We start from the raw sequence: 24,928 nt of genomic DNA, 5'->3' as shown, positions 1-24,928 counted from the left end.
GTCCTCCCAGTGACGTTACGTAACAGGGGGAGGCGTCGGAGATGACACGACTGGTGCGGCGGCCGGGAACATGGTTCACCGTCACTCTGGCGCTCGCCTTGGCCGGAGTCCTGATCCTGACCCTCGACCGCGGCCACGCCGGACCGGCCGCGGCCACCAGCGGTCCCTCGACGCCGACTTCCCCGTCCACCACGCCCATCGAAGCCAAGCCGCCGGAGTGGCTGCGTCCGCTGCGGCCCGGCGAGAAGCCGCCGCAGTTCGTGCTCTTCTCCTTCGACGGGGCCGGCTCGCACGAACACTGGGGCCGCTACCTCTCCCTCGCCAAGTCCGTCAACGCCCACTTCAGCGGATTCCTCTCCGGCATCTATCTGCTGACCGACCAGCAGCGGACGCGCTATACCGGCCCCGGCCACAAACCGGGCTCCGCCTCGATCGGGTTCGGTGGCAGCGCCGAGGAAGTCGCCACCCGCGTCCAGGACCTCAACGCCGCCGTCGCCGCCGGGCACCAGATCGGCACGCACTACAACGGGCACTTCTGCGCCGGCGCCGAGCCGAGCGTCGGCCGCTGGAACACGCAGGGGTGGACCGACGAGATCGGGCAGTTCAGCCGCTTCGTCGACGACGCCCACGACCGGCTGGGGCTGCACCTGTCCGCCAAGGACGTCACCGGCGGCCGGACGCCGTGCCTCGAAGGCAACTGGGCCGCCGCCTTCCCCGCCATGCGGGCCGCCGGTTACACCTTCGACTCCAGCCAGCCGTCCGACGGCGTCAAGTGGCCCACGCAGCTCGACGGCATCTGGGAGTTCTGGATGCCGTACGTGAAAGTGCCCGCGCTGCACAAGAAGGTCATCATGATGGACTACAACCTGTGGTACCAGCTCGGCCACTCGAAGAACGACAGCGGCCAGTACACCCAGGCCACCCTCGAGACCTACCGCGGCGCCTACAAAGCCGCCTTCGACGGCAACCGGGCACCGCTGGTCATCGGCAACCACTTCAACGACTGGGCCGGCGGCGCCTTCTCCCGGGCCGCGGAAGGCTTCATGGGCGAGGTGTGCGCCAAGCCCGAGACGGTCTGCGCCACCTACGCCGAAGTCACGAAGTGGATGTCGCTGCAGGACCCCGCCGTCCTGGACCGGTACCGGTCGATGCCGCTCGCCCAAGCCGCCTGAGCGACGGCGTCCCGTGTGACGTTGGCCACCGGGTGTCCCGGAGACCACCGTCGTCCTCGGCAAACCGCGCCGGACCAGGCGCGGCCGCGGGAATCTGCGTACGTTGGCATCGCAAACCGGGCCGCGGGCCGTATCGTCTGTGACCAACCGCTTAGTAGGCTCGCGGGCACGAGCCCGCTTCTCAACGACGAGGAGGTCCCCCGTGACCGATTCCCCTTCCCGTGTCGCCGTGGTCACCGGTGCCGGCCGCGGCATCGGTGCCGCCGTCGCGGCGCGGCTGGCCGATGACGGCTTCGCCGTCGGGCTGCTCGACCTGGACGAGGCCGGTGTCAAGCAGGGCGCCGAGGCCATCGTCGCCAAGGGCGGCAAGGCCGTCGGGGTCGCCCTCGACGTCAGTGACGCCGAGCAGGTCGAAGCGGCCGTCGCGCAGGTCGCCGCCGAGCTCGGCCCGCCGGTCGTGCTGGTCAACAACGCCGGCATCACCCGCGACAACCTGATCTTCAAGATGACCGAGCAGGACTGGGACTCCGTGCTCGGCGTGCACCTCAAGGGCTCGTTCCTGATGACCCGCGCGGTGCAGAAGCACATGACCGAGCAGAAGTACGGCCGGATCGTCAACCTGTCGAGCACGTCGGCGCTGGGCAACCGCGGCCAGGTCAACTACTCCGCGGCCAAGGCCGGCATGCAGGGCTTCACCAAGACCCTCGCCATCGAGCTCGGCAAGTTCAACGTCACCGCGAACGCGATCGCGCCCGGCTTCATCGCCACCGACATGACCGCGGCGACCGCCGAGCGGCTCGGGATGAGCTTCGAGGACTTCAAGGCGGCGGCCGCGTCGCAGATCCCGGTGCAGCGCGTCGGCACGCCCGAAGACATCGCCAACCTGACGTCGTACCTGGTCAGCGAGGGCGCCGGATTCGTCTCCGGCCAGGTCATCTACGTCGCCGGCGGACCGAAGGACTGAGGCCGATGCGGGAATTCGAGAACCTCGACAGTTTCGCCGCCGCAGCCGGCGAGCACCTCGGGTACAGCGAGTGGATGACGGTCACCCAGGAGCGGGTCAACCAGTTCGCCGACGCCACCGACGACCACCAGTGGATCCACGTCGACGAGCCGATGGCGACCGCGGGACCGTTCGGCGGCACCATCGCCCACGGCTTCCTGACGCTGTCGCTGCTCTCGGCCTTCGGCCCGAAGATCTACCGGGTCAACGGGATCAAGATGGGCATCAACTACGGCCTCAACAAGGTTCGCTTCCCGCAGCCGGTGAAGGTCGGCTCGAAGGTGCGCGCCGGAGCCGAGCTGGTGGAGATCACCGACATCCCGGGCGGCAAGCAGGCGGTTTCGCGGTGGACCATCGAGATCGACGGCGAGGCGAAGCCCGCGTGCGTCGCCGAGTGGGTCACCCGGTTCCTGGCGTGAACGCCCGGCCGGGGTGATCCCGGCCGGGTCCGCTGTACTACATACCGACTAGTCGGTATGCTCCCCCGGATGAAGCTTGAGGAGGCTGGATGAACCCGCCAGGACTCGACCTGGGCCGCCTGCGCGCCCACCTGGACGCGCAGCGGCCCGGCCTGGTCGCCGGGGAGCTGACCGCGGACGTCGTGGAGGGCGGCCGGTCGAACCTCACCTACGTGGTGGGCGACGGCCGGTCGCGCTGGGTGGTGCGCCGCCCGCCGCTCGGGCACGTGCTGCCCACCGCGCACGACATGGGCCGCGAGTTCCGGGTGATCTCCGGCCTGCGCGACACCGCCGTGCCGGTGCCCGAAGCGCTGCTGCTCTGCGACGACCCCGACGTCATCGGCGCGCCCTTCTACGTGATGAGCTTCGTCGAGGGCACGCCCTACCGGACCGCGGACCAGCTGGGCGAGCTCGGCCCGGAGCGCACCCGGGCGATGGCCGACGCCCTCGTCGGCACGCTCGTCGACCTGCACGCGGTCGACCCGGCCGCTGTCGGGCTGGGCGACTTCGGCCGCCCGGACGGCTTCCTGGAGCGGCAGCTGCGGCGGTGGAAGAAGCAGCTGGACGCCTCCCGCAGCCGGGACCTCCCGGGTGTCGACGAGCTGCACGACCGGCTCGCGGCGGCGGTCCCGGTGTCCGGCCGGCCGTCGATCGTCCACGGCGACTACCGCCTCGACAACGTCCTGGTCGACCGGAACGACAAGATCTCGGCGGTGCTCGACTGGGAGATGTCGACGCTGGGCGACCCGCTGACCGACGTCGCGCTGCTGGTGGCCTACGCCGAGCGCGACAAGGTGTCGCTGCCGTTCGTGTCCAACGCCAGTTCGGCGCCGGGCTACCCGGGCACCGACGAGGTCGTCGCCCGCTACGCCGAGCTGTCCGGGCGGGACGTCTCGCAGCTGAACTGGTACGTCAGCTTCGCCTTCTTCAAGCTCGCCGTGATCCTGGAGGGCATCTACTACCGCTTCAGCAAGGGCCAGACGGTCGGGGCGGGCTTCGAAGGCGTCGGCGCCGGGGTCGCGCCGCTCATCGCGCACGGCAACGAGATTCTCAAAGAGGAGAAGTAAATGGACTTCGCGTTCGACGAGAAGACCGAGGAGCTGCGCGGGAAGCTCCTCGAGTTCATGGACTCGCACATCTACCCCGCCGAGCCGGTGTTCGAGCAGCAGCTCGCCGAACGCGACGACCCGTGGGCCATCCCGCCGGTCGTCGAGGAGCTCAAGGCCGAGGCCCGCAAGCGCGGCCTGTGGAACTTCTTCCTCCCCGGCGACCACGGCGCGGGCCTGACGAACCTGCAGTACGCGCCGCTGGCCGAGATCACCGGCCGCAGCATCCGGCTCGCGCCGACCGCGCTCAACTGCGCCGCGCCGGACACCGGGAACATGGAAGTGCTGGCCATGTTCGGCAACGAGCAGCAGCAGAAGCAGTGGCTGGAACCGTTGCTGAACGGCGAAATCCGGTCCGCCTTCGCGATGACCGAGCCGGACGTCGCCTCCTCCGACGCCCGCAACATCGAGACGGCGATCCGGCGGGACGGCGACGAGTACGTCGTCAACGGCCGCAAGTGGTACATCTCCGGCGCGATGAACCCCGCGTGCAAGATCTTCATCGTCATGGGCAAGACCGATCCCGAAGCCGCGCCGCACAAGCAGCAGAGCATGATCCTGGTCCCCCGCGACACGCCCGGTGTGACGGTCAAGCGCGGGATGCACGTCTTCGGCTACGACGACAGCGACCACGGCGGCCACGCCGAGGTGCTGTTCGAGGACGTCCGCGTGCCGGTCGAGAACCTCATCGCCGGCGAGGGCGACGGGTTCGCCATCGCCCAGGCCCGGCTCGGCCCCGGCCGGATCCACCACTGCATGCGCGCCATCGGCATGGCCGAGCGCGCGCTGGAACTCATGTGCCGCCGGGCGATCTCGCGCGAGGCGTTCGGCAAGCCGATCGCCCAGCAGGGCGTGGTGCAGGACTGGATCGCCGAATCGCGGGTCAGGATCGAGCAGCAGCGGCTGCTCGTGCTCAAGACCGCGTGGCTGATGGACACGGTCGGCAACCAGGGCGCGCACACCGAGATCCAGGCCATCAAGATCTCCACGCCCGCCGCGGTCGAGTGGATCCTCGACAAGGCCGTGCAGGTGCACGGCGCGGGCGGCGTCAGCCAGGACTTCCCGCTGGCCGCCATGTGGGCCGGGAACCGCACGCTGCGCCTGGCCGACGGGCCGGACGAGGTCCACAAGCGCTCGCTGGCCCGGCGCGAGCTGAAGAAGTACCTCTCGGAGGGCGCGAAGTGACTGTCACCGCCGAAGATCTGACCCGCCAGGCCACCGAGTTCCTGGCCTCGCACGACCCCGCGTCGACCGACCGCCTGGAGTTCCTGCGGGCCCGGTTCGACGCCGGCCTCGCCTGGATCCACTTCCCCGCCGGGCTCGGCGGGCAGAACGCGCCGCGCGCCCTGCAGTCCGTGGTGGACAAGGTGTTCACCGACGCGGGCGCGCCGGACAACAACCCGCGCCGGATCGGCATCGGCCTCGGCATGGCCGCACCGACCATCCTCGCCTTCGGCACCCCGGAGCAGCGCGAACGCTTCCTGCGTCCACTGTGGACCGGCGAGGAGGTGTGGTGCCAGCTGTTCAGCGAGCCGGGCGCGGGTTCCGACCTGGCCGCGCTCGGCACGCGGGCCGTGCGTGACGGCGACGACTGGATCGTCACCGGCCAGAAGGTGTGGACCTCCGGGGCGCACGAGTCGCAGTGGGCGATCCTGGTCACCCGCACCGACCCGGACGTGCCCAAGCACCAGGGCATGACGTACTTCCTGTGCGACATGACCGCGCCCGGCGTCGAGGTCCGGCCGCTGCGCCAGATCACCGGCGAGGCCGAGTTCAACGAGGTCTTCCTGACCGATGTCCGCATCCCCGACACCCAGCGCCTCGGCGCGGTCGGCGAAGGCTGGAAGGTCGCGCAGACGACGTTGATGAACGAGCGCGTCGCGATCGGCGGGCACGTCCAGCCGCGCGAAGGCGGGCTGATCGGGATCGTGGCGAAGACCTGGCGCGAACGGCCCGAGCTGCGCACGCCGGAGCTGCGTGACCGGCTCGTCCAGCGCTGGGTCGAGGCGGAGACGCTGCGGCTGGCCGGCACCCGGCTGCGCCAGCAGCTCGCCGTCGGCGCGCCCGGGCCGGAAGGCTCGGCGATGAAGGTCGCCTTCTCCGAGCTCAACCAGGCCCTCACCGGCCTGGAGGTCGAGCTGCTCGGCGAAGAGGGCCTGGCCTACGACGACTGGACGTTCCGGCGCCCGGCGATCGTCGACTTCACCGGCCGTGAAGCCGGTTACCGCTACCTGCGCGCGAAGGGCAACTCCATCGAGGGCGGCACCTCGGAGGTCCTGCGCAACATCATCGCCGAGCGCGTGCTGGGGCTGCCCTCGGAGCCGCGTGTCGACAAGGACGTCGCCTGGAAGGACCTCCCCCGATGACTGACCTGCTGTATTCGGACGTCGAAGAGGACCTGCGGGCTTCGGTCCGGGACCTGCTCAAGGCCAAGGCCGGTGCCGAAGCGCTGCTGGCGCGCGTGGAGACGGCCGAGCCGTACGACCTGAAGCTGTGGCGCACGCTGGCCGACGAGGTCGGCGTGGCCGGGCTGGCGGTGCCGGAGGAGCTGGGCGGGCACGGCGCTTCGGCCCGTGAGGTCGCCGTCGTCGCCGAAGAACTGGGCCGCAGTGTCGCGCCGGTGCCGTTCCTCGGCAGCGTCGTGCTGGCGACGACGGCGCTGGTACACGTCGGCGCTCGGGACTTCGTCGGCAAGCTGGCGGCGGGCCAGGCGATCGGCGCGCTGGCCGTGCCTCTGTCGACGGCGCCGGGCGCGGGCTTCCCGTCGTCGGTGACGGCTTCCGCGGACGGGACCTTGAGCGGCCGCGTGGGCACGGTGGCGGACGCGTCGGTGGCGGACCTGCTGGTCGTCCCGGCCGCCGGCCCGGACGGTCCCGCGCTGTACGTGGTCGAGGCGACCGCGGCGACGGTGTCGGAGCTGGTGTCGTTCGACCTGACGCGGCGGGTGGCCGACGTGGCGCTGGACAACGCCCCGGCCACGTTGGTCGCCTCGGGCCCGGAGGCCGCGGCGGCGCTGGAGCAGGCGCTGCTGTTCGGCGCGGGCATCCTCGCGTCGGAGCAGACGGGCGTCGCCGAGTGGGCGCTCACCGAGACGGTGACCTACCTCAAGGGCCGCTACCAGTTCGGCCGTCCGGTCGGCGGGTTCCAGTCGCTCAAGCACCGGCTGGCGAACCTGTACACGGACCTGGTCCTGGCCCGCGCGGCGGCGCGCAACGCCGCGGACGCGCTGGCCACGGGCACCGACGTGCCGATTTCGGTGGCGGTGGCCCAGGCCCGCAACGCGCCGATCGCCGTCCGCGCGACGGAGGAGGCGATCCAGCTGCACGGCGGCATCGGGATGACGTGGGAGCACCCGGCCCACCTGTACCTGAAGCGCGCCAAGGCGGACGAGCTCGCCCTCGGCACCCCCGGACGGCACCGGGCCCGGCTGGCGGACCTGATCGACCTGCCCGCCTGAGTCTTCCCGGAAACGGCCCGTTCCCACGAACGGGCCGTTTCCGCAACTCATTCGGCCGTGCCGGGCGGTGCGGCCGCTGCCGTACCCTGACTGCCATGGCGCAGGCCATCCAGATGCACCTCAACCAGGCTCTGATGCGCATTCCCCGGCGGGCCGAAAGCGCGGACCGTCCGACACTGGCCGCCACCTACGTCGCCGCGGGATCGTTTTCCGCGATGATCAATTCCGCCGACCACCAGATCCTGTTCGGCCGCCGCGGCACCGGCAAGACGCACGCGCTGCTCCACCTGCAGGAGCTCGTCGAGCGCACCGGTGACCTCGCGATCCACCTCGACCTGCGGACGATCGGGTCCACCGGCGGCCTGTACGCCAACACCGCGCTGAGCGCGGCCCAGCGGGGCACGCAATTGCTGGTCGACACCCTCGAAGCCGTGCACGACCGGCTTTTCGCCTACGCCGTCGACGGCCGTTCCGCGGATCAGGACGCGCTTCTGCGCGGTCTCGACGCGCTCGTGTCCGCGGCCACCGAAGTGGAAGTCATCGGCGAAACCGAACAGGAACAGACTTTCGGCGACGCCGTGGAACGGGAATGCTCGGCGGAATTGTCGGTGACGCCGAAAGGCGGGGCCCGGGCCGCCGCCCGGCAGAAGACGTCGGCGACGGCGTCGAGCCGCCGCAAGCGCACCGGCGTCGAGCAGCACCGGGTGCTGTTCGGGCCGCTGAGCCGGGCGGTCCAGGCCGTGGCCGACGGCGTCCGGCCCGCCCGGTTGTGGCTGCTGCTCGACGAGTGGAGCAGCGTGCCCGTAGACCTGCAGCCGTTCCTGGCCGACCTGCTGCGGCGCAGCGTCCTGCCGGTCCGGGGCGTCACGGTGAAGATCGCCGCGATCGAGCACCGCGCGCGGTTCTTCGTCCCCCTCGAAGACGACTACCTCGGCATCGAGGTCGGCTCGGACGCGGCGTCCGCCGTCAGTCTCGACGACGCTCTGGTCTTCGACCAGTCACCGGAGGCGGCCCAGGCGTTCTTCCGGGAGCTGTTCGCCAGCCACGTCCGGCCGATCCTCGCCTCGATGCTGCGGACGGCGGTGCCCGGCGAGTTCGTGGACGCCGCCTTCCACCGCGGCGCCTTCCCCGAGCTCGTCCGGGCGGCGGAGGGCGTCCCGCGCGACGCGATCAACATCGCGGCCCTGGCCGCCCAGCAGGCCCGCGACGGGCGGATCACCCTCGCGCACGTCCGCCGGGCGGCCCGGGACTGGTACCTGCGCGACAAGCAGTCGGTCATCAGCCGCGACGACGAGGCCGACCGGGTCCTGGGCCTGCTGGTCGACGAGGTGATCGGCCGGCGCCGCAGCCGGACGTTCCTTCTGCCGGCCCGGGACCGCCCGGCGGCGATCGACACGCTCTGCGACGCGCGGCTGCTCCACATCCTCCGGCGCGGCGTCGTCGACCCGCGCCGCCCGGGGCGGCTGTACGACGGGTACGCCATCGACTACGGCTGCTACGTCACCCTGCTCGGCGGCGCGGCCGCGGACTCGGCGAAGCACCTCCCGGCCGACGTCTTCACGTTCGACAAGGCCGTGCTCGACCTCCGGCGACTGGGCCAGTTTTCATGAAGAAAGTTCAGTTTCTTTCGAAGTTCGTGCTCACCTGAGCGAAAATCTTGTGAGCCAGGCCACTTCACGGGTAAAAGGGTGACAAAAATGCCCTTCTTCCCATGGTTCTTGTCGACGCCCGGATCTAACCTGTGCGCCATGGAAACAGCCGTCGCGCCGACGGACGCCGGGGTGCTGGAGCGATTGACCGTGACCGTCGGTGGTCACCGCCACAGCGCGCTCGCGGCCGGACCCGCGTCGGGCGAGCTGGTCCTGCTCCTGCACGGCTGGCCCGAGTTCGCCGACGCCTGGACCGAGCAGCTCCACGCCCTCGGCGAGGCCGGCTACCGCGCGCTGGCCGTCGACCAGCGCGGGTACGCGGCGGGCGCGCGCCCGGAGGGTGTCGAGCACTACACGCTGGACCACCTGGTCGGCGACGCCTTGGCGTTCGCCGAAAGCCAAGGCGCGGACCGCTTCCACCTGGTCGCCCGCGACTGGGGCGGCATGGTGGCCTGGGCCCTCGCGGCGGCCCACCCGGACCGCCTCCGGTCGCTGACGGTGCTGTCCACGCCCCACCCGGCGGCGCTCCAGCGCGCGGTGGCCACCGACGACGGCCAGTCCCACGACCTCGGCTACATCCGCTTCTTCCGCCGCGAGGCCGGGAAAGCCGAGAAATACCTCTTACGCGACGAAGCCGCGCAATTACGGGCTGTTTACAGCCGTCGCATTCCGAAAGCCGTCGTCGAAGGCACGGTGACGAGGCTTTCCGAGCCGGGCGCCCTCACGGCGACGCTGAATTGGTACCGCGGAGCCACGAACGACGAGTTCGACATCCCGGCGGGCCGCATCAAGGTCCCGACGCTCTACCTGTGGGGCCGCGAGGACCCGTACCTCGGCCAGAGCGCGGCCGAGCAGACGGTCCACCACATCGACGCGGAGTACCGCTTCCAGATCATCGAGGGCGCCAGCCAGTGGATGGCCATGGAGGCCCCGGACGAGGTCAGTGCCCTGCTGCTCGACCACGTCCAGCGGCACTAGCGGGTGCTCACAGGTCGCTGAGCGAGGTCCCGGTGACGGTCACCTGCCCCGCCGGACCCCGCCGCGGCCGCCTCGTCCCGGGCGCAGGTGGGTCCCACGCGAAGTTCGCCTGGCCGGCGAAGCCGGAGACGGTGCCAGCCACGTGGTGCTGCGCCAGCACCTGCCGGATCCGGCCGGGCAGCGGGCCGTTCTCGGTCCAGCAGCCTTCGAGGACGACGCGGGCGCCGGGCGTCAGGAGGCCGTGGCCTTCCACCAGCGGTGCGACGACGTCCGCGAAGTTCGCGTCGTCGATCAGCTCACGGCTGGGATTGGCCGCCGACCCGGTGATCGCGACGATGAAGTCGCCGCGGTCCCCCGCGCCGTGGCCGACGAAGCCGAGGGTGCCGACCCGGGCGCCCTGCCGGGCGAGCTCCTGCGCGATCCGCCGCAGTTCCGCCTGGACCCCGGCGACGCTCGACGCGGCGACGACGTAGTCGGCCCCGGCGGACCGGGCCCGCAGCCGGAACATGTCCGTCATCGTGCGCGGCCGCCGGGGATGCCGGCCGGCGGTGCCGATGAACCGGGGTTCCGCGCGGTCGCCCGTGGTGATGACGTAGATGCTGACCACCCGCTGCGGTGCTCCCGGAGCGGGTGGAGCGGCCGGACCGGGCCGGGACTGACGCTGGAGGAACACGCGCACCAGGTCGCCGACCGCGGCGTTGCCGGCGGTGCGCTGGAGCAGCAGCAACGGGTCGGCCGGGACCGCACCGGTCCGGGCCTCGCCGGTGACCTCCTCCCGCCGCACCGGCGGCCGAGGCTGCCGCTGGTGCCCGGACGTCCCCTCCACCCGGCCAGTATGCGGACCCCCTCCCGGGCGGGGAAAGACTTCATCCGGCTGACACGGGCCTCAGGCCGAGGGCGGGCGCAGAGCGTCCAGCAGCAGGTCCGCGTAGTGGTCGCCGATCTGCCGGGCCGTCAGCGAGCCGCTCCGCCGGTACCACGACCCCAGGTGGTGCACCGAGCCGAAGAAGAAGTCGACCACCACGTCGGCCGGCTTGTCCGTGCGGAACTCCCCCGACGCCTGCCCCTCCTCGACCAGCCCGCGGAACCGCTCGTGGTACTTGCGGCGCTCCGCCCGGACCGCCTTCTGCTTGTCCGGGGACAGCTGGTGCATCGACTGCAGGAAGATCGTGTTGTCGTCGAGGTTGTCGATGCTCGACACCACCACGTCGGACGCCGCCGCCGCGAGCCGCTCGCGCAGGGGCGCGGCCGACGAGGCGACGCTCTCCAGCTGGCGGGTCTGCTCGCGCAGCACCCGGGCGTAGATCTCGTAGAGCAGGTCGTCCTTCGAGCCGAAGTAGTGGTACATCGCGCCCTTGGTGACGCCCGCCGCCTCGACGATCTCCTGGACCGACGTGCGGTCGAAGCCCTTCTTGGCGAACAGCTTCGTGGCGTGCTCCAGCAGCCGCCGGGGCACGGCGGCCTGGTCGTCGCCGGTGGCCTCGCCCGGCTTGCGGGTGCTTGCTCGAGTCACCGCAGGACCCCCTCTCAGGACGCACCAGGATAACGCCACGACAGGAACCGCCGCGGGTTGTCCACGAGCATCGTCGTGATGTCCGCTTCGGACACTCCGCGCTCCCGCAGCGCCGGCAGCACATCGCGGGTGATGTGCAGGTAGTGCCAGTTCGGCGCGATCACCGGCAGCTGCGCCGCGGGCAGCCAGTCGATGTAGCAGGACGCGTCGTGCGAGAGCACCATGCTGCCCGCGTACCCGCGTTCGCACAGCGCGGCGACCGTGTTCACCCGCTCCTCGAACGGCAGGAGCAGGTCCAGGCCGAACCGGTCCATCCCCAGCAGGGAACCGGAGTCGGCGAGCTCGGTCAGGTAGCCCAGGTCCGCCGAGTCGCCCGAGTGCCCGATCAGCACCCGGGTCAGGTCGACGCCTTCGGCCGCGAAGATCTCCTGCTGCTCCAGCCCGCGCCGGGTGCCCGCGTGCGTGTGCGTCATGATCGGCGCGCCCGTCTCGACGTGCGCCTTCGCCACCGCGCGCAGCACGCGTTCGACGCCCGGTGTCACCCCCGGTTCGTCGGTGGCGCACTTGAGCAGCCCGGCCTTCACGCCGGTGTCGGTGATGCCGTCCCGGATGTCCCCGACGAACATCGCGATCAGCGGGTCCTCGCCCTGCAACAGCGTCCCGGGCCCGCGGAAGTGCAGGTAGTGCGGCACGTCGTGGTACGTGTAGAGCCCGGTCGCGACGACGATGTTCACGTCCACCTCGGCCGCCACCCGCTGCACGCGCGGGATGTAGCGGCCCAGGCCGATCACCGTCGGGTCGACGATCGTGTCGATCCCGGCTTCCTTCAGCTCCGTCAGCCGCCGGATCGCTTCGGGGACTTGCTCCTCCTCGCGGAACCCTTCGTGCTCCGGGTAGTTGTCGGCGAATTCGGGGCTCAGCACGAAGAGGTGCTCGTGCATCAGCACCCGGCCCAGCGCCTCCGGCGCGATCGCGCCGCGCACCGTGTCGATCATCAGCCCCTCGCCCGCAGCTCGCGGCGCAGGATCTTGCCGCTGGTCGTCTTCGGCAGCTCGTCGAGGACTTCGACGGTGCGCGGGTACTTGTAGGCGGCGAGCCGTTCCTTGCACCAGGCGACCAGCTCCGCGGGATCGGCGGTGGCCCCGGGCGCCGGGCTGACGTACGCCTTGACCGTCTCGCCGCGGTATTCGTCGGCGATCCCGACGACGGCCGCCTCGCGGACCGCCGGGTGCGTGTACAGGACGTCCTCGACCTCGCGCGGCCAGACCTTGAAGCCGGACGCGTTGATCATGTCCTTCTTGCGGTCGACGACGTAGACCCAGCCGCGTTCGTCCATGAAGCCGATGTCACCGGTGAGCAGCCGCCCGCCGGGCAGCGCCTCGGCGGTGGCCTCCGGGCGGTTCCAGTAGCCCGAAACGACCATCGGACCCTCGACGGCGATCTCGCCCGCCTGGCCGGGCGGCAGCTCTTCGCCGTTCTCGCCGAGGATCCGGACGATGGTGTCCGGCACCGGCAGGCCGATCGAGATGGTGCCGGATTCCGGGTCGATCGGTGCTTCGAGGGTGCCGGGGACGACGACGCAGCCCGCGGTGGTTTCGGTGAGGCCGTAGCCGTTGTGGATGTAGTGCCCGGTCTTCGCCCGGAAGGCCTCGACGACGGCGGGCGGCAGCGCGGCACCGCCGGAGTACAGCAGCGCGAACGAGTCGAAGTGCGCACGGCTGAACGACGGGTGCGCCATCAACGCCATGTAGGCCGTCGACGGCCCCACCGTGTACGACGGCTTGTGCTCGAGGAACGCGTCGAGCACGACGCCCGGCTCGAAGCGGTAGGCCAGCGCCAGGGTGCCCTCGATGTCGATCGCGGAGCCGAGCTCGCAGACCATGCCGGTGATGTGGAACAGCGGCGCGAGCCCGAACAGCGTCGACCCCGCCGGCAGGCCGCTGAAGGAGCCGAGGCCCGCGGCGTTGGTGCCGATGTTGCCGTGGGTGTTGGTGGCGCCCTTCGGCGTGCCGCTGGTGCCGGAGGTGTAACTGATCAGCGCGGTGTCGTCGAGGGCGAAGGCGGGCTCCGGCGGCTTCGGGCCCGGCGTCGCCGCGGCTTCGAGGAGCTCGGTCGCGCCCGGCGTCTCCTCCCGCTCGACCTTGGCCAGGACGCGCTCGTCGTCGCGGGTCTGGAACTCGAGTTCGCTGGTGGTGAGCGCGATGCCGACGCCGTTCGCGGCCGCCGTCTCGCCGATGTAGGCGTTCCAGCCGCGCTGCGAGCAGACGACCGCCTTGACCCCGGCGTCGGTGAACACGTGCGTGAGCTCGCGCTCGCGGTACATCGGGTTGACCGGCACCACGATCCCGCCGGCCTTCCACGCGCCGAGCAGGGCGATCACGAACTGCGGGATGTTCTGCAGCACCAGGGCGAGCCGGTCGCCGCGGGCGAAGCCGTGGGCCGCCAGGTACCGCGCGACGCCGTCGGAGAGCTCGTCGACCTCGCGGTAGCTCAGCCGCGCGTCGAAGTACGCGATCGCCGCTCGGTCCGGGACGTGGTCCACGGCCCGGCGGAACGACTCGGGCAAGGTCGTCGGCTTCGCCGGTTCCGCGTCCCGCACCCGTTCGTCGTAGCTCGCGAGCCAAGGCTTCGCGTCGTACCAGCTCATCCAGCGACCTCCTTTGGACACCGACCGGTCGGTATGGCGACGCTAGGAGGACACGGCGGCCCGCGTCAAGCCCGCGCGCGCACGCCGGAATTGCGCACGACAATTCTCGTGCGCGGAACCGTGCCAAAACAATGCGGCCAGATGCCGCCGTCACAGGGGTACACGTACCCCGGTTCGAAATGGTTCAGATCTTCTTTTCCGCCCGGATCACACTGGACAAACCCCTGATCGAGAGGTCACCATGGTCGTCGGCGACCAGATTGGTCCGCCCCATCCGAATACTCCGCCGTATCCCCCGAAGACGGCGGAGCACCCATATGTTCACGCTAACTCAAGCACGAAAACGGAGTCATTCATGCCTGCTTCCGGTGGACGACACCGCCTATCCAAGCGGACGAAGATCGCGACCGGGGTCTTCGCCCTCGCGATCGCGGGCGGAGCGCTGGCCGTCGCCACGACCTTCGGCGACCCCGGCGCCGCCAACGCCGCCTCGGGCGGCCAGGCGGCGGTCGGCCAGATCAGCTGTCCCGACGTGGCGAGCAAGCTCCCGGCCATCCCCGCGCAAGCGCAGGCCGAGGTGCAGCGCAACCTGGAGCTGCTGAACACCCAGATCAACGAAGCCAACAACCGGCTCCGCACGAGCGTCGGCCAGGGCGGCCCGAACTTCGTCCAGAACGCCATCCTCGGCCCCCTGGCGGACAAGCGGAAGTCCACGATCGACCGCATCGCCATCTCGATCGGGCGCCGGGCCGAGAAGCCCCAGGGCCTCGACAGCCTGGCCACCTGCGCGGTGGGCGGCGCCGGTGCCGCCGCTCCGGCACCGGCCCAGGGAACCGGCAACGGCGGCCAGAACGGCAGCACCGGGAACAGCGGCCAGAACGGGAACCAGGGGAACACCGGCAACGCCGGCGGAGCCGGCAAGATCTCCTGCCCGGACGTGGCGAGCCGGCTGCCCGCCATCCCCGCCCAGGCCCAGGCGGAGGTGCAGCGCAACCTCGAACTGCTGAACACCCAGGTCGACGAAGCCAACAACCGCCTGCGGACGACCGTCGGCCAAGGCGGCCCCAACTTCGTCCAGAACGCCATCCTCGGCCCGCTGGAGGACAAGCGGGTGGCGACGATCAACCGGATCGCCACCGCCATCGGCCGCAACGCGGCCAAGCCGCAGGGACTCGACGCGCTCGCGCCCTGCAGCCGGTGACCACCGCGGTCCGGCGGGGGGTGCGCCCCGCCGGGCCCGCGGTCACCGGGCCAGCAGCGCGCTGATCCGCAGGAAGCCCGTCGCGATCATCGTCACCCGCACCTCCGTGGTGACGACCGGATCGAATGCGAACGACGTCGGGTCGTTCGAGCCGGTCCCCCACGTGATCCGCAGGTTCCGCACCGGCTCGAGCCCCCGGGCCGTGCGGTGGGTGACTTCGACGGCGACCGGCCGCGCCAGCTTCGCGTCCACCACGAAGTTCGCCGTCACGGCGCTGATCCGCTGGGCCGACGGCCACGCCAGGGACACCCAGTCCTCGGCTCGCGGCCGGCTCACCGCGGCCAGCGTCGACGTCGCCTGCTTGACGTACTGGTTGGACCAGCCGGTGGCCGGGTTCCCGTCCAGCATCGCGGCCGGCAGCGTGTCCGGGGCGCCCGAGTAGCTCGCGTCCGCGGTCGAGACGACCGCGGCCACCGGGACCTCGACCGCCCGCGCTCCCGGCCCGTTGCGCTGCCCGAGGGACGTGCCGGGCAGGGTGAGCTTCCCCGGCGTCAGCCCCGGGGCGCTCGCCGTCACGGTGATCGGCCCGCGGCCGCCGGTCGCCGCGACGACGGCGACGGCCAGCCCCTTGAACGCCGGGATCGTCGGCTGCTGGTAGCTCTGGGCGAGTTCCTGCCGTCCGTTGTCGACGCCGGCGACCCGGCCGGGCCCGGCGACGGTGAACCGCAGCACCGGCCCGTCTCCGGGCACGACGACCCCGTGGGCGTCCACGACCGACGCCGTCACGAACGTCATCGCCCCGGCCACCACCCGGCCGCCGGGCTCGTCCACCCGCAGCCGGATCGCGCGCGGCGGGCCGGCCGTGACGAGCTCGTCGCGGGCCACCTCGCGGCCGCCGGACCGGGCGATCGCGGTCAGCGTGCCGGGTGCGAAGGGCACGGTCCAGGTCAGGTGCAGCTTGCCGGTGCTGCCGTTCGGGCTGGTGTAGCTGCCGGAGGGGTCGTTCTTGTCGTCGCCGGCCGGCTCGGTCGTCTCCAGGTACGGGCGTCCGTCCACAGTGGTCTTGCGGTCGAACTTCCGCACACCCAGGGACTTCCCGTTGAGCACCAGCTCGACGGTGTCCACAGTGGAATAGGCCCACACCGCGACGGGCTCGCCGGGCCGGTGGTTCGTCCAGTCCATCGGGGTCAGGTGCACCATCGGCGCGGTGGTCCACTGGCTGCGGAAGAGGTGGAAGGCATCTTTGGGCAGGCCGGCGCTGTCGACCGCGCCGAAGAAGGACGTCTTGACCGGGAAGACGTCGTACGGCGTCGGCTCGCCGAGGTAGTCCTGGCCCGACCAGAGGAACTGGCCCTGGCAGAACTTCCGGTCGCGGTCCTTCTTCAGAGAGTACTCCCCGCTGAAGGTCCACGAAGCCAGGTTGTTGTCATAGGACGACGTCGCCCGCTTGCCCGGCGTGTGGTTCTCGCCGGTGTTGAGCAGATCGGGTTCCTGGTAGACCCCGCGCGTCGAGGTCTCCGACGACGATTCCGACTCGAAGAAGAACTTGTCCGGGTACTGCCGGTGCAGCCCGTCGATGGACTGGGCGGTGTTGTAGTTGACGCCGAGGCCGTCGAGCTGCTTCAGGATGAGGTCCTGCGGCGAGCCCGGCGCCGGCACGCCGCGGTAGCGGTCGGAACCCATGACGACCGGCCGGGTGGTGTCGATCGCCCGGACCGCGGCGATCAGCCCGGCCGCGATCTCCGGGCCGCCCGCCATCGACGCGTCCGGCACCTCGTTGCCGATCGACCACAGCACGACCGCGGGCGAGTTCTTGGCCGCGTGCACCATTTCGGCGATGTCGCGCGCGCTCCACTCGTCGAAGTCGCGGTGGTAGTCGTATTCGAGCTTGCCGGTCCGCCAGCAGTCGAAGGCCTCGACCATCATGACGATCCCGAGCCGTTCGCAGACCGTGACCAGCTGCGGGTCCGGCGGGTTGTGCGCGGTCCGCAGCGCGTTGACGCCCATCGCGAGCATCAGCCGCATCTGGTGTTCCAGCGCGGCGGGGTCGATCACCGCGCCCAGCGCGCCCTGGCTGGAGTGCAGGTTGACCCCGCGCAGCTTCATCGGCTCGCCGTTGAGCGAGAACCCGTGGTCCGGGTGGAATTCGGTGTAGCGGAAGCCGAAGTCGGCGGTGGTCGTGTCGAGCACGCGCCCGGCGACGACGACGTCGGTGCGCAGCCGGTACAGCTTCGCGGCGCCGATCGACCACAGCTGGGGCTTCTCGACCCGCAACCCGGTCACCGCCGTCGTCGTCCGCCCGCCGGGGACCGCCACGGTCGTCGACCCGTTCGCGACGACCCGGCCCGCCGGGTCGGTGATCGTGGTGCGCACCTGCGCGGTGACCGCGGTGCCGGAGTCGTTGACGACGTCGGTGGTCACCCGCACGGTGCCCCGTCCGGCGGCGATGTCCGGGGTGGTGACGAACGTGCCGTGCCGGGCCACGTGCACCGGCTCGGTGACGACCAGGCGGACGCGGCGGTGGATCCCGCTGCCGGAGTACCAGCGGCTGCTGGGCAGCGGGTTGGTGGCGCGCACGGCGAGGACGTTCGGCGTCCGCCCGTCGGTGTGCAGCCGGCCGGTGAGGTCGAAGGCGAACCCGGTGTAGGCGTACGGGTGGTTGCCGAGCAGCTCGCCGTTCAGGTACACGTGGGCGTCGGAATAGACGCCGTCGAACTCGACCGACACGCGCCGGCCGGCCGGCGACGGCGGGACCGTGAACGCCTTGCGGTACCAGCCGAGGCCGCCGCGGAAAAAGCCGGACCCGCTGCTGGTGCCCCGGTCCGTCGGCGGGAGCTCGATGCTCCAGTCGTGCGGGAGGTCGACGACCTGCCACCCCGAGTCGTCGAAGCCGGGTTCCGGGGCGTCGGCGAAGCGGCCACCGGGATCGGTGACGCCGTCGGGATTGGCCAGTGCGAACCGCCAGCCGGCCGTGAAATCGCTTTCCCGGGCCGCGCCCGGCTGCGCGAGCGCGTCGGCGGCCCGGGCGACCGGCGCGACGGCCGTCACGGCGACGGCGGCACCCGCCCCACCCAGCACGACCCGTCTGCGGAGACCGCTCGGTTCTTCTTGCGACATCGGGCGAGCCCCTTCCAGCGCGGCGATGTGCGGGCGGAAAGCACTATGGCACAGAGGTTTCCGGACAATCAAAGGGTTCGACATTTTCGAACCCGGTCCTCGACAGCCATCCGAGCGACCGCTTAGTATGGTGCCCGAACTCGAGGAGGCGGCGATGTCCACTGTGGATGGTGTCCGGTACGAGGCGGACGGCGCGGTCGCGACGTGCACGTTCGACCGGCCGGCCTCGAGCAACGCGATGGACGTGCCGATGCAGGCCCGCTACGGCGCCCTGCTGCGGCAGGCGGACGCCGACCCGGCGATTCGCGCGGTCGTCGTCACCGGGGCGGGCCGGGCCTTCTGCCCCGGCGCCGACCTGGGCCTGCTGGACAAGATCGCCACGCGGCCGCCGCTCGAGGACAACTTCCGGGACGTCTTGGTGGCCGCGGCGGTGGGCGTCCCGGTGGTCGCGGCGATCAACGGCGGCTGCGCCGGCCTGGGGTTCGTCATCGCGTGCTCGGCGGACGTCCGGTTCGCCGCCGCGGGCGCGAAGTTCACCACCGCGTTCGCCCGCCGCGGCCTGATCGCCGAGTACGGCATCGCCAAGCTGCTCCCGGAGCTGGTCGGCCAGGGCCGGGCCCGGGACCTGCTGCTGTCCGGGCGGACGTTCACCGCGGAGGACGCCCTCGGCTACGGCCTGGTCCAGGAGGTCGTCCCGCCCGGCGAGCTGCAGCTGCGCGCGCACGCGTACGCGACCGAGCTGGCGACCTACAGCGCACCGCGGTCGATGGCCGTGATGAAGCGGCAGTTCGCGCACGAGGCGTCGCTGCCGCTTCCGGAGGCCGCCCGCTCGGCCACGGAGCTGATGCTCGAGTCGTTCGGCCGCCCGGAGCTGGCCGAGGGGCTGGCCAGCTGGAACGAGCGCCGCCCGCCGCGGTTCCCGCCGGCTCCCGCCGACCGATGAATTTCCGCGTCGCCGGGCGTCAGTAGGGGCATGGCCAAACTGCTCTACGCGTTCAGCTGCTCGATCGACGGCTTCATCGCCGGCCCGGGCGGAGACATGTCCTGGTTGACGCCGTACCTGGGGCCGCCACCGGTGGACGTGGTCCCCCGCATCGGCGCCCTCCTGGTGGGCCGCCGCACCTTCGAGGGCGACGACCCGCACCGCGGCGGCCCGGGCGAGGGGAAGGCGTTCGGGGGCGGCTGGGAGGGGCCGCAGTTCGTGCTGACCCACCGTCCGGCCGACCCGGTGCCCGGGGTGACGTTCCTGGGCGACCTGGGTGCGGCGGTCTCGGCCGCCAAGGCGGCGGCCGGGGACAAGTACGTCAACGTGCTCGGCGCTGACGTCGCCCGGCAGTGCCTGGAGGCCGGGGTGCTGGACGAGGTGCTGGCCCTGCCGGTGCCGGTGCTGCTGGGCAGCGGGGTCCGGATCTTCTCGCGGGTCGGCCCTCCGGTGCGGCTGTCCGAGGTCGGTCCGTGCTGGTACCGGGTGGATTCCTGAGGGCTCACGCGACCTTCGGCGCGGCCCGCATGCCGATGTAGGCGCAGGCGGTGCCGTCGGCCAGGGTGGCGAACACGACCGGCAGCCAATCGTCGCTGAAGGCGCCGTCCGCGCGGCCGGCGTACACGTCCTCCGACACCGCGATGAGGTCCGACTCGATGGGCGGGGCCAGCCCGGCCATGCCGTCGACGAACGCGTACCGCAGGTGGGCCGCGCCGGCACGCTCGGAAACGGTGATCTCCACGCCTTCGCGCCGGTAGACGCCGGCGCGATCGCCGAGGGCGGCCGGTACCGGCTGGGCGGGCGGGCCGAACGGTTCGGGCATGCGGACGCCGGCGAGTTCGTGCAGCAGCTCCCGGACCAGACCGGAGTACAGCCGGCGAGCGCCGCCGCCGTTGGTGAGCAGCACGACGGCGACGCCGGCGTCCGGTGCGACGCGGAGGAAGCCGTACTGGCCGATGGTCGCGCCGTCGTGGCCGAAGCCGGGGGTGCCGTCCCAGTCGTAAAGCGTCCAGCCCAGGCCCCAGCCGTCGGAATCGACCGTCCACTTGTCGGGGCAGCCGGTCTCGCGGTGCCGCATCGCGTCGGTGGTTTCCTTGCGCAGCAACCGGGTTCCGTCCGGGGCGACCCCGCCGTCGAGGTGCATCCGGGCCAGCCGCAGGACGTCGGCCGCGGTGGCGCACAGGACACCGCCGTACGGGCCGGCCGAGCGCGGCAGCGGGTTCCACACCGGCGCCGGATCGGGGTCGGCGCCCCCTTCGCCGAGGTGGCCCATCGCGGCCCGGAACCGCAGGGCGTCTTCGGGCAGCGTCACCGTGTGGGTGAGACCCAGTGGTGCGCAGAGCCGCTCCTGGAGCGCGGTGTCCCAGGTCTGGCCGGTGAGCACCTCGACGATCCGGCCGAGCACGTTGTAGCCGACGCTGCTGTAGGAGATCGCCATCCCGGGCGGGCAGTCGAGCGGGACGTCGCGCGCGGCCTCGACGTAGGCGGCGAGACAGTCGTCGCCGCGGCCGGTGTCGCGGGTGAAGTCGCAGGTGAGCCCGCTGGTGTGCGAGAGCAGCTGACGTGCGGTGATCGTCTCCGACGCGGCTGGATCGGCGACGGTGAAGCCGGGCAGGACGTCGCGGACCGGGGCGTCGAGGTCGAGCCGGCCTTCTTCGGCCAGCTGCAGCACGAGCGTCGCGGTGTGGATCTTGGTGATGGAGCCGACCTGGAACACCGAGTCGGTCGTCGCCGCGACCCCGGTGCCCCGGTGCAGCACCCCGGAGGCGAGTTCGTGGACCTCGCCCCCGGCGAGCACCGCCAGGGTCGCGCCGGGGACGTGGTGGGCGGCGCGGAGCTCGTCGAAGCGGCGCTGCCAGTGGTCACGGTCGAAAGTCGCGGCTTCTGCGTACACTGTTCCGGTCATGCGAACACTGTACGCATGCTGGTTCGCCGTGCGCAAGGGCGCACGGCGTGCGCTACGGTGACGTGCCGGAAGGAGGCCTCATGGCGGCCGAAGAACCCGTGGTGTCGGTGTGGACGCGCCCGCGGCGCCGCCGGGAGCAGCCCGCGTTGAGCCGGGCGCAGATCGTGGCCGCGGCGCTCGAACTCCTGGACGCCGAAGGGCTCGAGGCGCTGAGCATGCGGACGCTGGGCGCCCGGCTGGACGCGGCCGCGACATCGCTCTACCGCCACGTGGCCAACAAGGACGAGCTGCTGGAACTGGTCGTCGACGAGGTGTACGGCCAGATCGAGGTTCCGGAAATCCGGGACGGTGACTGGCGGCGCGCGGTGACGGCCTGCGCCGCGAGCACGCGGGCGGCCCTGCTGCGGCACGCGTGGATCGCGTCGGTGCTCGGCCAGACCGGCCTGGCCTACCTGGGGCCGAACGTGATGCGCCTGAACGAGCGCATGCTGGCTCTGTTCGAGACGGCCGGGTTCCGGCCGGCCGAGGCCGACCGCGCGCTGGGCGCGGTGATGGCGTACGTGATCGGCACGGCGACCACGGAAGCGGCGTGGCTGACCACCGTCGCGCGCAGCGGCCGGACCGAGCAGGAGTGGATCGACCGGCTCCGGCCCGCGCTGCGGGAGGCGACGAAGCCGTACCCGCGGCTGCATGCACTGGCCACAGCCGAGGGCGGCGACGCCGAGACGTCCCGCGGCGACGGCTTTGCCTACGGCCTGGAGCGGATGCTGGACGGGCTGACCGCCCGTCTCACGCCCACTGAGTGAGAGCGCTCCCAGCAAAGCGTGCATATAAAGCCACCGAACTGCTCACGGCGAGCAGGTGATGCTTTACACCGTCGAATCGACTCTTTACCCTCCTTTCTGGAAGCGCTCCCAGGCTCAGGAGGCGGCGTGCGCACTTCGACGACGAAGTCGATGACCCGGACAATCGTGGCGCTGCTCGTGCTCGGGCTGGCCGTGGTGGTGCCGGGAGGGCCCGCGGCCGCCGCCGGGAAGTTCAACTACGGCGAGGCGCTGCAGAAAGCCGTCTGGTTCTACGACGCTCAGCGCTCCGGTGCGCTGCCCGCCGACAACCGGGTCTCCTGGCGCGGGCCGTCGGCCCTCGACGACGGCAAGGACGTCGGACTGGACCTCACCGGCGGGTTCTACGACGCCGGTGACCACGTCAAGTTCGGGCTGCCGTTCGAGTTCAGCATGACCATGCTCGCCTGGGGCGCGCTGGAGAACCGCACCGCCTACCAGAACTCCGGCCAGTGGGCGGCCCTGCTGTCGAACCTGCGCTGGGGCAACGACTGGCTGATCAAGGCGCACCCGCAGCCCGACGTGCTCTACGGCCAGGTCGGCAAGGGCGACGACGACCACAAGTGGTGGGGCCCCGCCGAGACGATGACCATGGCCCGGCCCGCCTACCGCATCGACGACTCCTGCCCCGGCTCCGACCTGGCGGGCGAAGCCGCCGCGCAGCTGGCCGCCGGCTCGATGGTGTTCCAGGCCGGCGATCCGACCTACGCGGCGACCCTGCTCACCCACGCCAAGCAGCTGTACTCGTTCGCCGACAACCACCGGGGCGTCTACTCCAACTGCATCACCGACGCCCAGAACTTCTACAAGTCCTGGAGCGGCTACCAGGACGAGCTCGTGTGGGGCGCGATCTGGCTCTACAAGGCCACCGGCGACACCAGCTACCTGACCAAAGCGCGCGCCGAGTACGAAAAACTGGGCACCGAACCGCAGACCACCACCCGCTCCTACCGCTGGACGCTGGCCTGGGACGACAAGTCCTACGGCGCCTACGTCCTGCTCGCCCAGCTCACCCGCGACGCCGAGTACGTGACCGACGCCAACCGCTGGCTGGACTGGTGGACCACCGGCGTCAACGGCCAGCGGGTGCCCTACTCCCCCGGCGGCCAGGCCGTGCTCGACCAGTGGGGCTCGCTGCGGTACGCGGCCAACACCGCGTTCGTGGCGCTCGTCTACTCCGATTGGCTGCGCAGCACCGATCCCACGCGCGCCACGACGTACCACGACTTCGGCGTCCGGCAGATCAACTACGCGCTCGGTGACAACCCGCGCGGCGCGAGCTTCGAGGTCGGGTTCGGCGTCAACCCACCCCGCAACCCGCACCACCGGACCGCGCACGGTTCCTGGGCCGACAACATCAACGAGCCCGCGCAGAGCCGGCACACCCTCTACGGCGCGCTCGTCGGCGGCCCCAGTTCGGCCAACGACGCCTACACCGACGACCGCACGAACTACACGATGAACGAGGTGGCGCTCGACTACAACGCCGGCTTCACCAGCGCGCTGGCCCGCCTCTACGGCGAGTACGGCGGCACCCCGCTGGCCTCCTTCCCGCCGCGGGAAACCCCGGACGGCCCGGAGATCCTCGCGCAGGGTGCCCTCAACCAACCCGACGGTGGCACGTTCACCGAGGTCAAGGCGTACGTGCTCAACAAGTCGGCGTGGCCGGCCCGCACGTTCACCGGCTCGCTGCGCTACTTCTTCACCCTCGACGGCGCCACCACGCCCGGCCAGATCTCGGTGACCTCGGCGTACAACCAGTGCGACGCGCCGACCGTGCACCAGTTCTCCGGCGCGGTCTACTACGTCGAGGTGCCGTGCTCGGGCGGGGTCGCCCCGGGCGGGCAGTCCCGCTACCGCAAGGAAGTGCAGTTCCGGATCACCAGCGCCGGCACCTGGAACCCGGCCGACGACTGGTCGCACACCGGCCTCGCCGCCGCCGGATCCGCGCCCGCGGATTCCTCGCGGCTGGTGCTCACGCAGGGTTCCGCGGTGCTGTGGGGCACCCAGCCGGGACCGTCCACAGCGGACACCACCCCGCCGGCCGCTCCCACCGGGGTCACCGCCGTGCCCGGCAGCACCACGGCCACCCTGACCTGGACGGCCGCCACCGACGACGTCGGCGTCGCCGGGTACGAAGTGCTGAACGCGGCCGGTGCGGTGATCGGCAGCGCCACCGGAACCAGTTACCAGGTCACCGGCCTCACGCCCGCCACCGCGTACACGTTCTCGGTGCGCGCCCGGGACGCGGCCGGCAACCGGTCCCCGGCCAGCAGCCAGGTGTCGGTCACCACGACGACCGGCGGCGGTGACCCCGGTACCGGCTCGCTCGCCGTGCAGCAGCGCGGCGACAGCGCGGCCACCGGCAACCAGATCCGCACCGGCCTCCAGGTCGTCAACCGGGGCAGCACCCCGGTCGCCCTCAGCGGCGTCACCGCCCGCTACTGGTTCACCGGCGACGGCACCAGCCCGAGCTACCAGATCTGGTGCGACTACGCGGTTCTGGGCTGCGGCAACGTCTCCCTTCGCGTGGTGAAGCTCGGTTCGCCGCGCCCCGGGGCCGACGCCTACGTCGAACTGAGCTTCACCGGCGGCACCCTCGCCGCCGGCGCGAGCACCGGCGAGGTCCAGGTCCGGGTCGCGAAGGCCGACTGGTCGGCGTTCAACCAGGCCGACGACTACAGCTACCGCGCGGCGGCGTCGTTCACCGACCTCACCGCCGTCACCGCCTACCGCTCGGGCACCCTCGAGTGGGGCATCGAGCCCTAGTTGTGATGTCCAGGGACGTTGTTCCGAGTCGAGGTGACCCGGTGTCGGCCTGTCGTGCTGACAGGTGAAGGCCTCCGGTTGTGAAGTGGAGCTGTCTAGGAACCACATCACCCGCCGGAGGCCTTCGT

Annotated in this window: 20 protein-coding genes; 14 read left to right on the top strand and 6 right to left on the bottom strand. The window is 71.5% G+C overall.

Annotated features, from left to right (window positions below; genetic code table 11):
- Positions 1 to 41 precede the first annotated feature (41 nt).
- The 9 genes from H5965_RS43895 (at position 42) to H5965_RS43855 (ending at position 9,823) form a co-directional block, all read left to right on the top strand.
- Positions 42 to 1,172: a polysaccharide deacetylase gene (locus tag H5965_RS43895; RefSeq protein WP_310977230.1), complete on the top strand. Its 1,131-nt coding sequence runs from the start codon at positions 42 to 44 to the stop codon at positions 1,170 to 1,172.
- A 202-nt stretch (positions 1,173 to 1,374) separates the two neighbouring features.
- Positions 1,375 to 2,136, top strand: a complete 762-nt coding sequence (gene fabG / locus H5965_RS43890; protein WP_310977229.1) for a 3-oxoacyl-ACP reductase FabG — start codon at positions 1,375 to 1,377, stop codon at positions 2,134 to 2,136.
- A 5-nt stretch (positions 2,137 to 2,141) separates the two neighbouring features.
- Positions 2,142 to 2,594: a MaoC family dehydratase gene (locus tag H5965_RS43885; RefSeq protein WP_310977228.1), complete on the top strand. Its 453-nt coding sequence runs from the start codon at positions 2,142 to 2,144 to the stop codon at positions 2,592 to 2,594.
- A gap of 89 nt (positions 2,595 to 2,683) precedes the next feature.
- Positions 2,684 to 3,700, top strand: a complete 1,017-nt coding sequence (locus H5965_RS43880) for a phosphotransferase family protein (RefSeq protein WP_310977227.1) — start codon at positions 2,684 to 2,686, stop codon at positions 3,698 to 3,700.
- The gene (locus H5965_RS43875) at positions 3,701 to 4,924 is read left to right on the top strand and encodes an acyl-CoA dehydrogenase family protein (RefSeq protein WP_310977226.1); all 1,224 of its coding nucleotides are present in this window, start codon (positions 3,701 to 3,703) and stop codon (positions 4,922 to 4,924) included. It begins immediately after the preceding gene.
- Positions 4,921 to 6,105, top strand: coding sequence for an acyl-CoA dehydrogenase family protein (locus H5965_RS43870; protein WP_310977225.1), 1,185 nt, complete (start codon positions 4,921 to 4,923; stop codon positions 6,103 to 6,105). The genes H5965_RS43875 and H5965_RS43870 overlap by 4 nt, the downstream gene beginning before the upstream one ends.
- A complete protein-coding gene (locus H5965_RS43865) occupies positions 6,102 to 7,196 on the top strand; it encodes an acyl-CoA dehydrogenase family protein (protein ID WP_310977224.1) in 1,095 nt (364 codons plus the stop codon). Before H5965_RS43870 ends, H5965_RS43865 begins: the two co-directional genes overlap by 4 nt.
- 95 nt (positions 7,197 to 7,291) lie before the next feature.
- Complete coding sequence (locus H5965_RS43860; protein WP_310977223.1) at positions 7,292 to 8,806, top strand: hypothetical protein; 1,515 nt, start codon at positions 7,292 to 7,294, stop codon at positions 8,804 to 8,806.
- A 138-nt stretch (positions 8,807 to 8,944) separates the two neighbouring features.
- Positions 8,945 to 9,823 (top strand): alpha/beta hydrolase, encoded by an 879-nt coding sequence (locus H5965_RS43855; protein WP_310977222.1) that lies wholly within the window; start codon positions 8,945 to 8,947, stop codon positions 9,821 to 9,823.
- Positions 9,824 to 9,830: 7 nt separating this feature from the next.
- Here the strand turns inward: H5965_RS43855 and H5965_RS43850 are convergent, their stop codons facing one another.
- From H5965_RS43850 to H5965_RS43835, 4 genes are read right to left on the bottom strand one after another with little or no spacing between them, the layout of a single operon-like run.
- Complete coding sequence (locus H5965_RS43850) at positions 9,831 to 10,649, bottom strand: hypothetical protein (protein WP_310977221.1); 819 nt, start codon at positions 10,647 to 10,649, stop codon at positions 9,831 to 9,833.
- A gap of 60 nt (positions 10,650 to 10,709) precedes the next feature.
- Positions 10,710 to 11,336, bottom strand: a complete 627-nt coding sequence (locus H5965_RS43845; RefSeq protein WP_310977220.1) for a TetR/AcrR family transcriptional regulator — start codon at positions 11,334 to 11,336, stop codon at positions 10,710 to 10,712.
- A gap of 14 nt (positions 11,337 to 11,350) precedes the next feature.
- Positions 11,351 to 12,331 (bottom strand): phosphotriesterase-related protein, encoded by a 981-nt coding sequence (locus tag H5965_RS43840; RefSeq protein ID WP_310977219.1) that lies wholly within the window; start codon positions 12,329 to 12,331, stop codon positions 11,351 to 11,353.
- Positions 12,331 to 13,983, bottom strand: a complete 1,653-nt coding sequence (locus H5965_RS43835; protein ID WP_310977218.1) for an AMP-binding protein — start codon at positions 13,981 to 13,983, stop codon at positions 12,331 to 12,333. Before H5965_RS43835 ends, H5965_RS43840 begins: the two co-directional genes overlap by 1 nt.
- Positions 13,984 to 14,338: 355 nt before the next feature.
- Here H5965_RS43835 and H5965_RS43830 point away from each other — a divergent pair, with 355 nt between their 5' ends.
- Positions 14,339 to 15,184, top strand: a complete 846-nt coding sequence (locus tag H5965_RS43830; RefSeq protein ID WP_310977217.1) for a hypothetical protein — start codon at positions 14,339 to 14,341, stop codon at positions 15,182 to 15,184.
- 42 nt (positions 15,185 to 15,226) lie between these two features.
- Here H5965_RS43830 and H5965_RS43825 read toward each other — a convergent pair whose 3' ends face one another.
- Positions 15,227 to 18,301, bottom strand: a complete 3,075-nt coding sequence (locus H5965_RS43825; protein ID WP_310977216.1) for a glycoside hydrolase family 2 TIM barrel-domain containing protein — start codon at positions 18,299 to 18,301, stop codon at positions 15,227 to 15,229.
- A gap of 154 nt (positions 18,302 to 18,455) precedes the next feature.
- Here H5965_RS43825 and H5965_RS43820 point away from each other — a divergent pair, with 154 nt between their 5' ends.
- Together H5965_RS43820 and H5965_RS43815 are read left to right on the top strand one after the other, a co-directional pair.
- The gene (locus H5965_RS43820) at positions 18,456 to 19,244 is read left to right on the top strand and encodes an enoyl-CoA hydratase-related protein (protein WP_310977215.1); all 789 of its coding nucleotides are present in this window, start codon (positions 18,456 to 18,458) and stop codon (positions 19,242 to 19,244) included.
- 30 nt (positions 19,245 to 19,274) lie between these two features.
- A complete protein-coding gene (locus H5965_RS43815; RefSeq protein WP_310977214.1) occupies positions 19,275 to 19,781 on the top strand; it encodes a dihydrofolate reductase family protein in 507 nt (168 codons plus the stop codon).
- A gap of 4 nt (positions 19,782 to 19,785) precedes the next feature.
- On the opposite strand, the gene H5965_RS43810 is transcribed toward H5965_RS43815, so the two are convergent.
- Positions 19,786 to 21,189, bottom strand: coding sequence for a serine hydrolase domain-containing protein (locus tag H5965_RS43810; protein ID WP_310977213.1), 1,404 nt, complete (start codon positions 21,187 to 21,189; stop codon positions 19,786 to 19,788).
- 80 nt (positions 21,190 to 21,269) lie between these two features.
- On the opposite strand from H5965_RS43810, the gene H5965_RS43805 reads away from it, so the two are divergent.
- On the top strand, positions 21,270 to 21,995 hold the full coding sequence (locus tag H5965_RS43805) for a TetR/AcrR family transcriptional regulator (RefSeq protein ID WP_310977212.1): 726 nt from the start codon (positions 21,270 to 21,272) through the stop codon (positions 21,993 to 21,995).
- A gap of 126 nt (positions 21,996 to 22,121) precedes the next feature.
- Entirely contained in the window at positions 22,122 to 24,800 is a 2,679-nt protein-coding gene (locus tag H5965_RS43800; RefSeq protein ID WP_310977211.1) for a glycoside hydrolase family 9 protein, read from the top strand.
- Positions 24,801 to 24,928 lie beyond the last annotated feature (128 nt).

It is taken from the genome of Amycolatopsis sp. 505 (assembly GCF_031625235.1).
GTDB lineage: Bacteria > Actinomycetota > Actinomycetes > Mycobacteriales > Pseudonocardiaceae > Amycolatopsis.
Note: the sequence above shows the minus strand (reverse complement) of the source record. Positions and strands in the feature narration are given on the sequence as shown.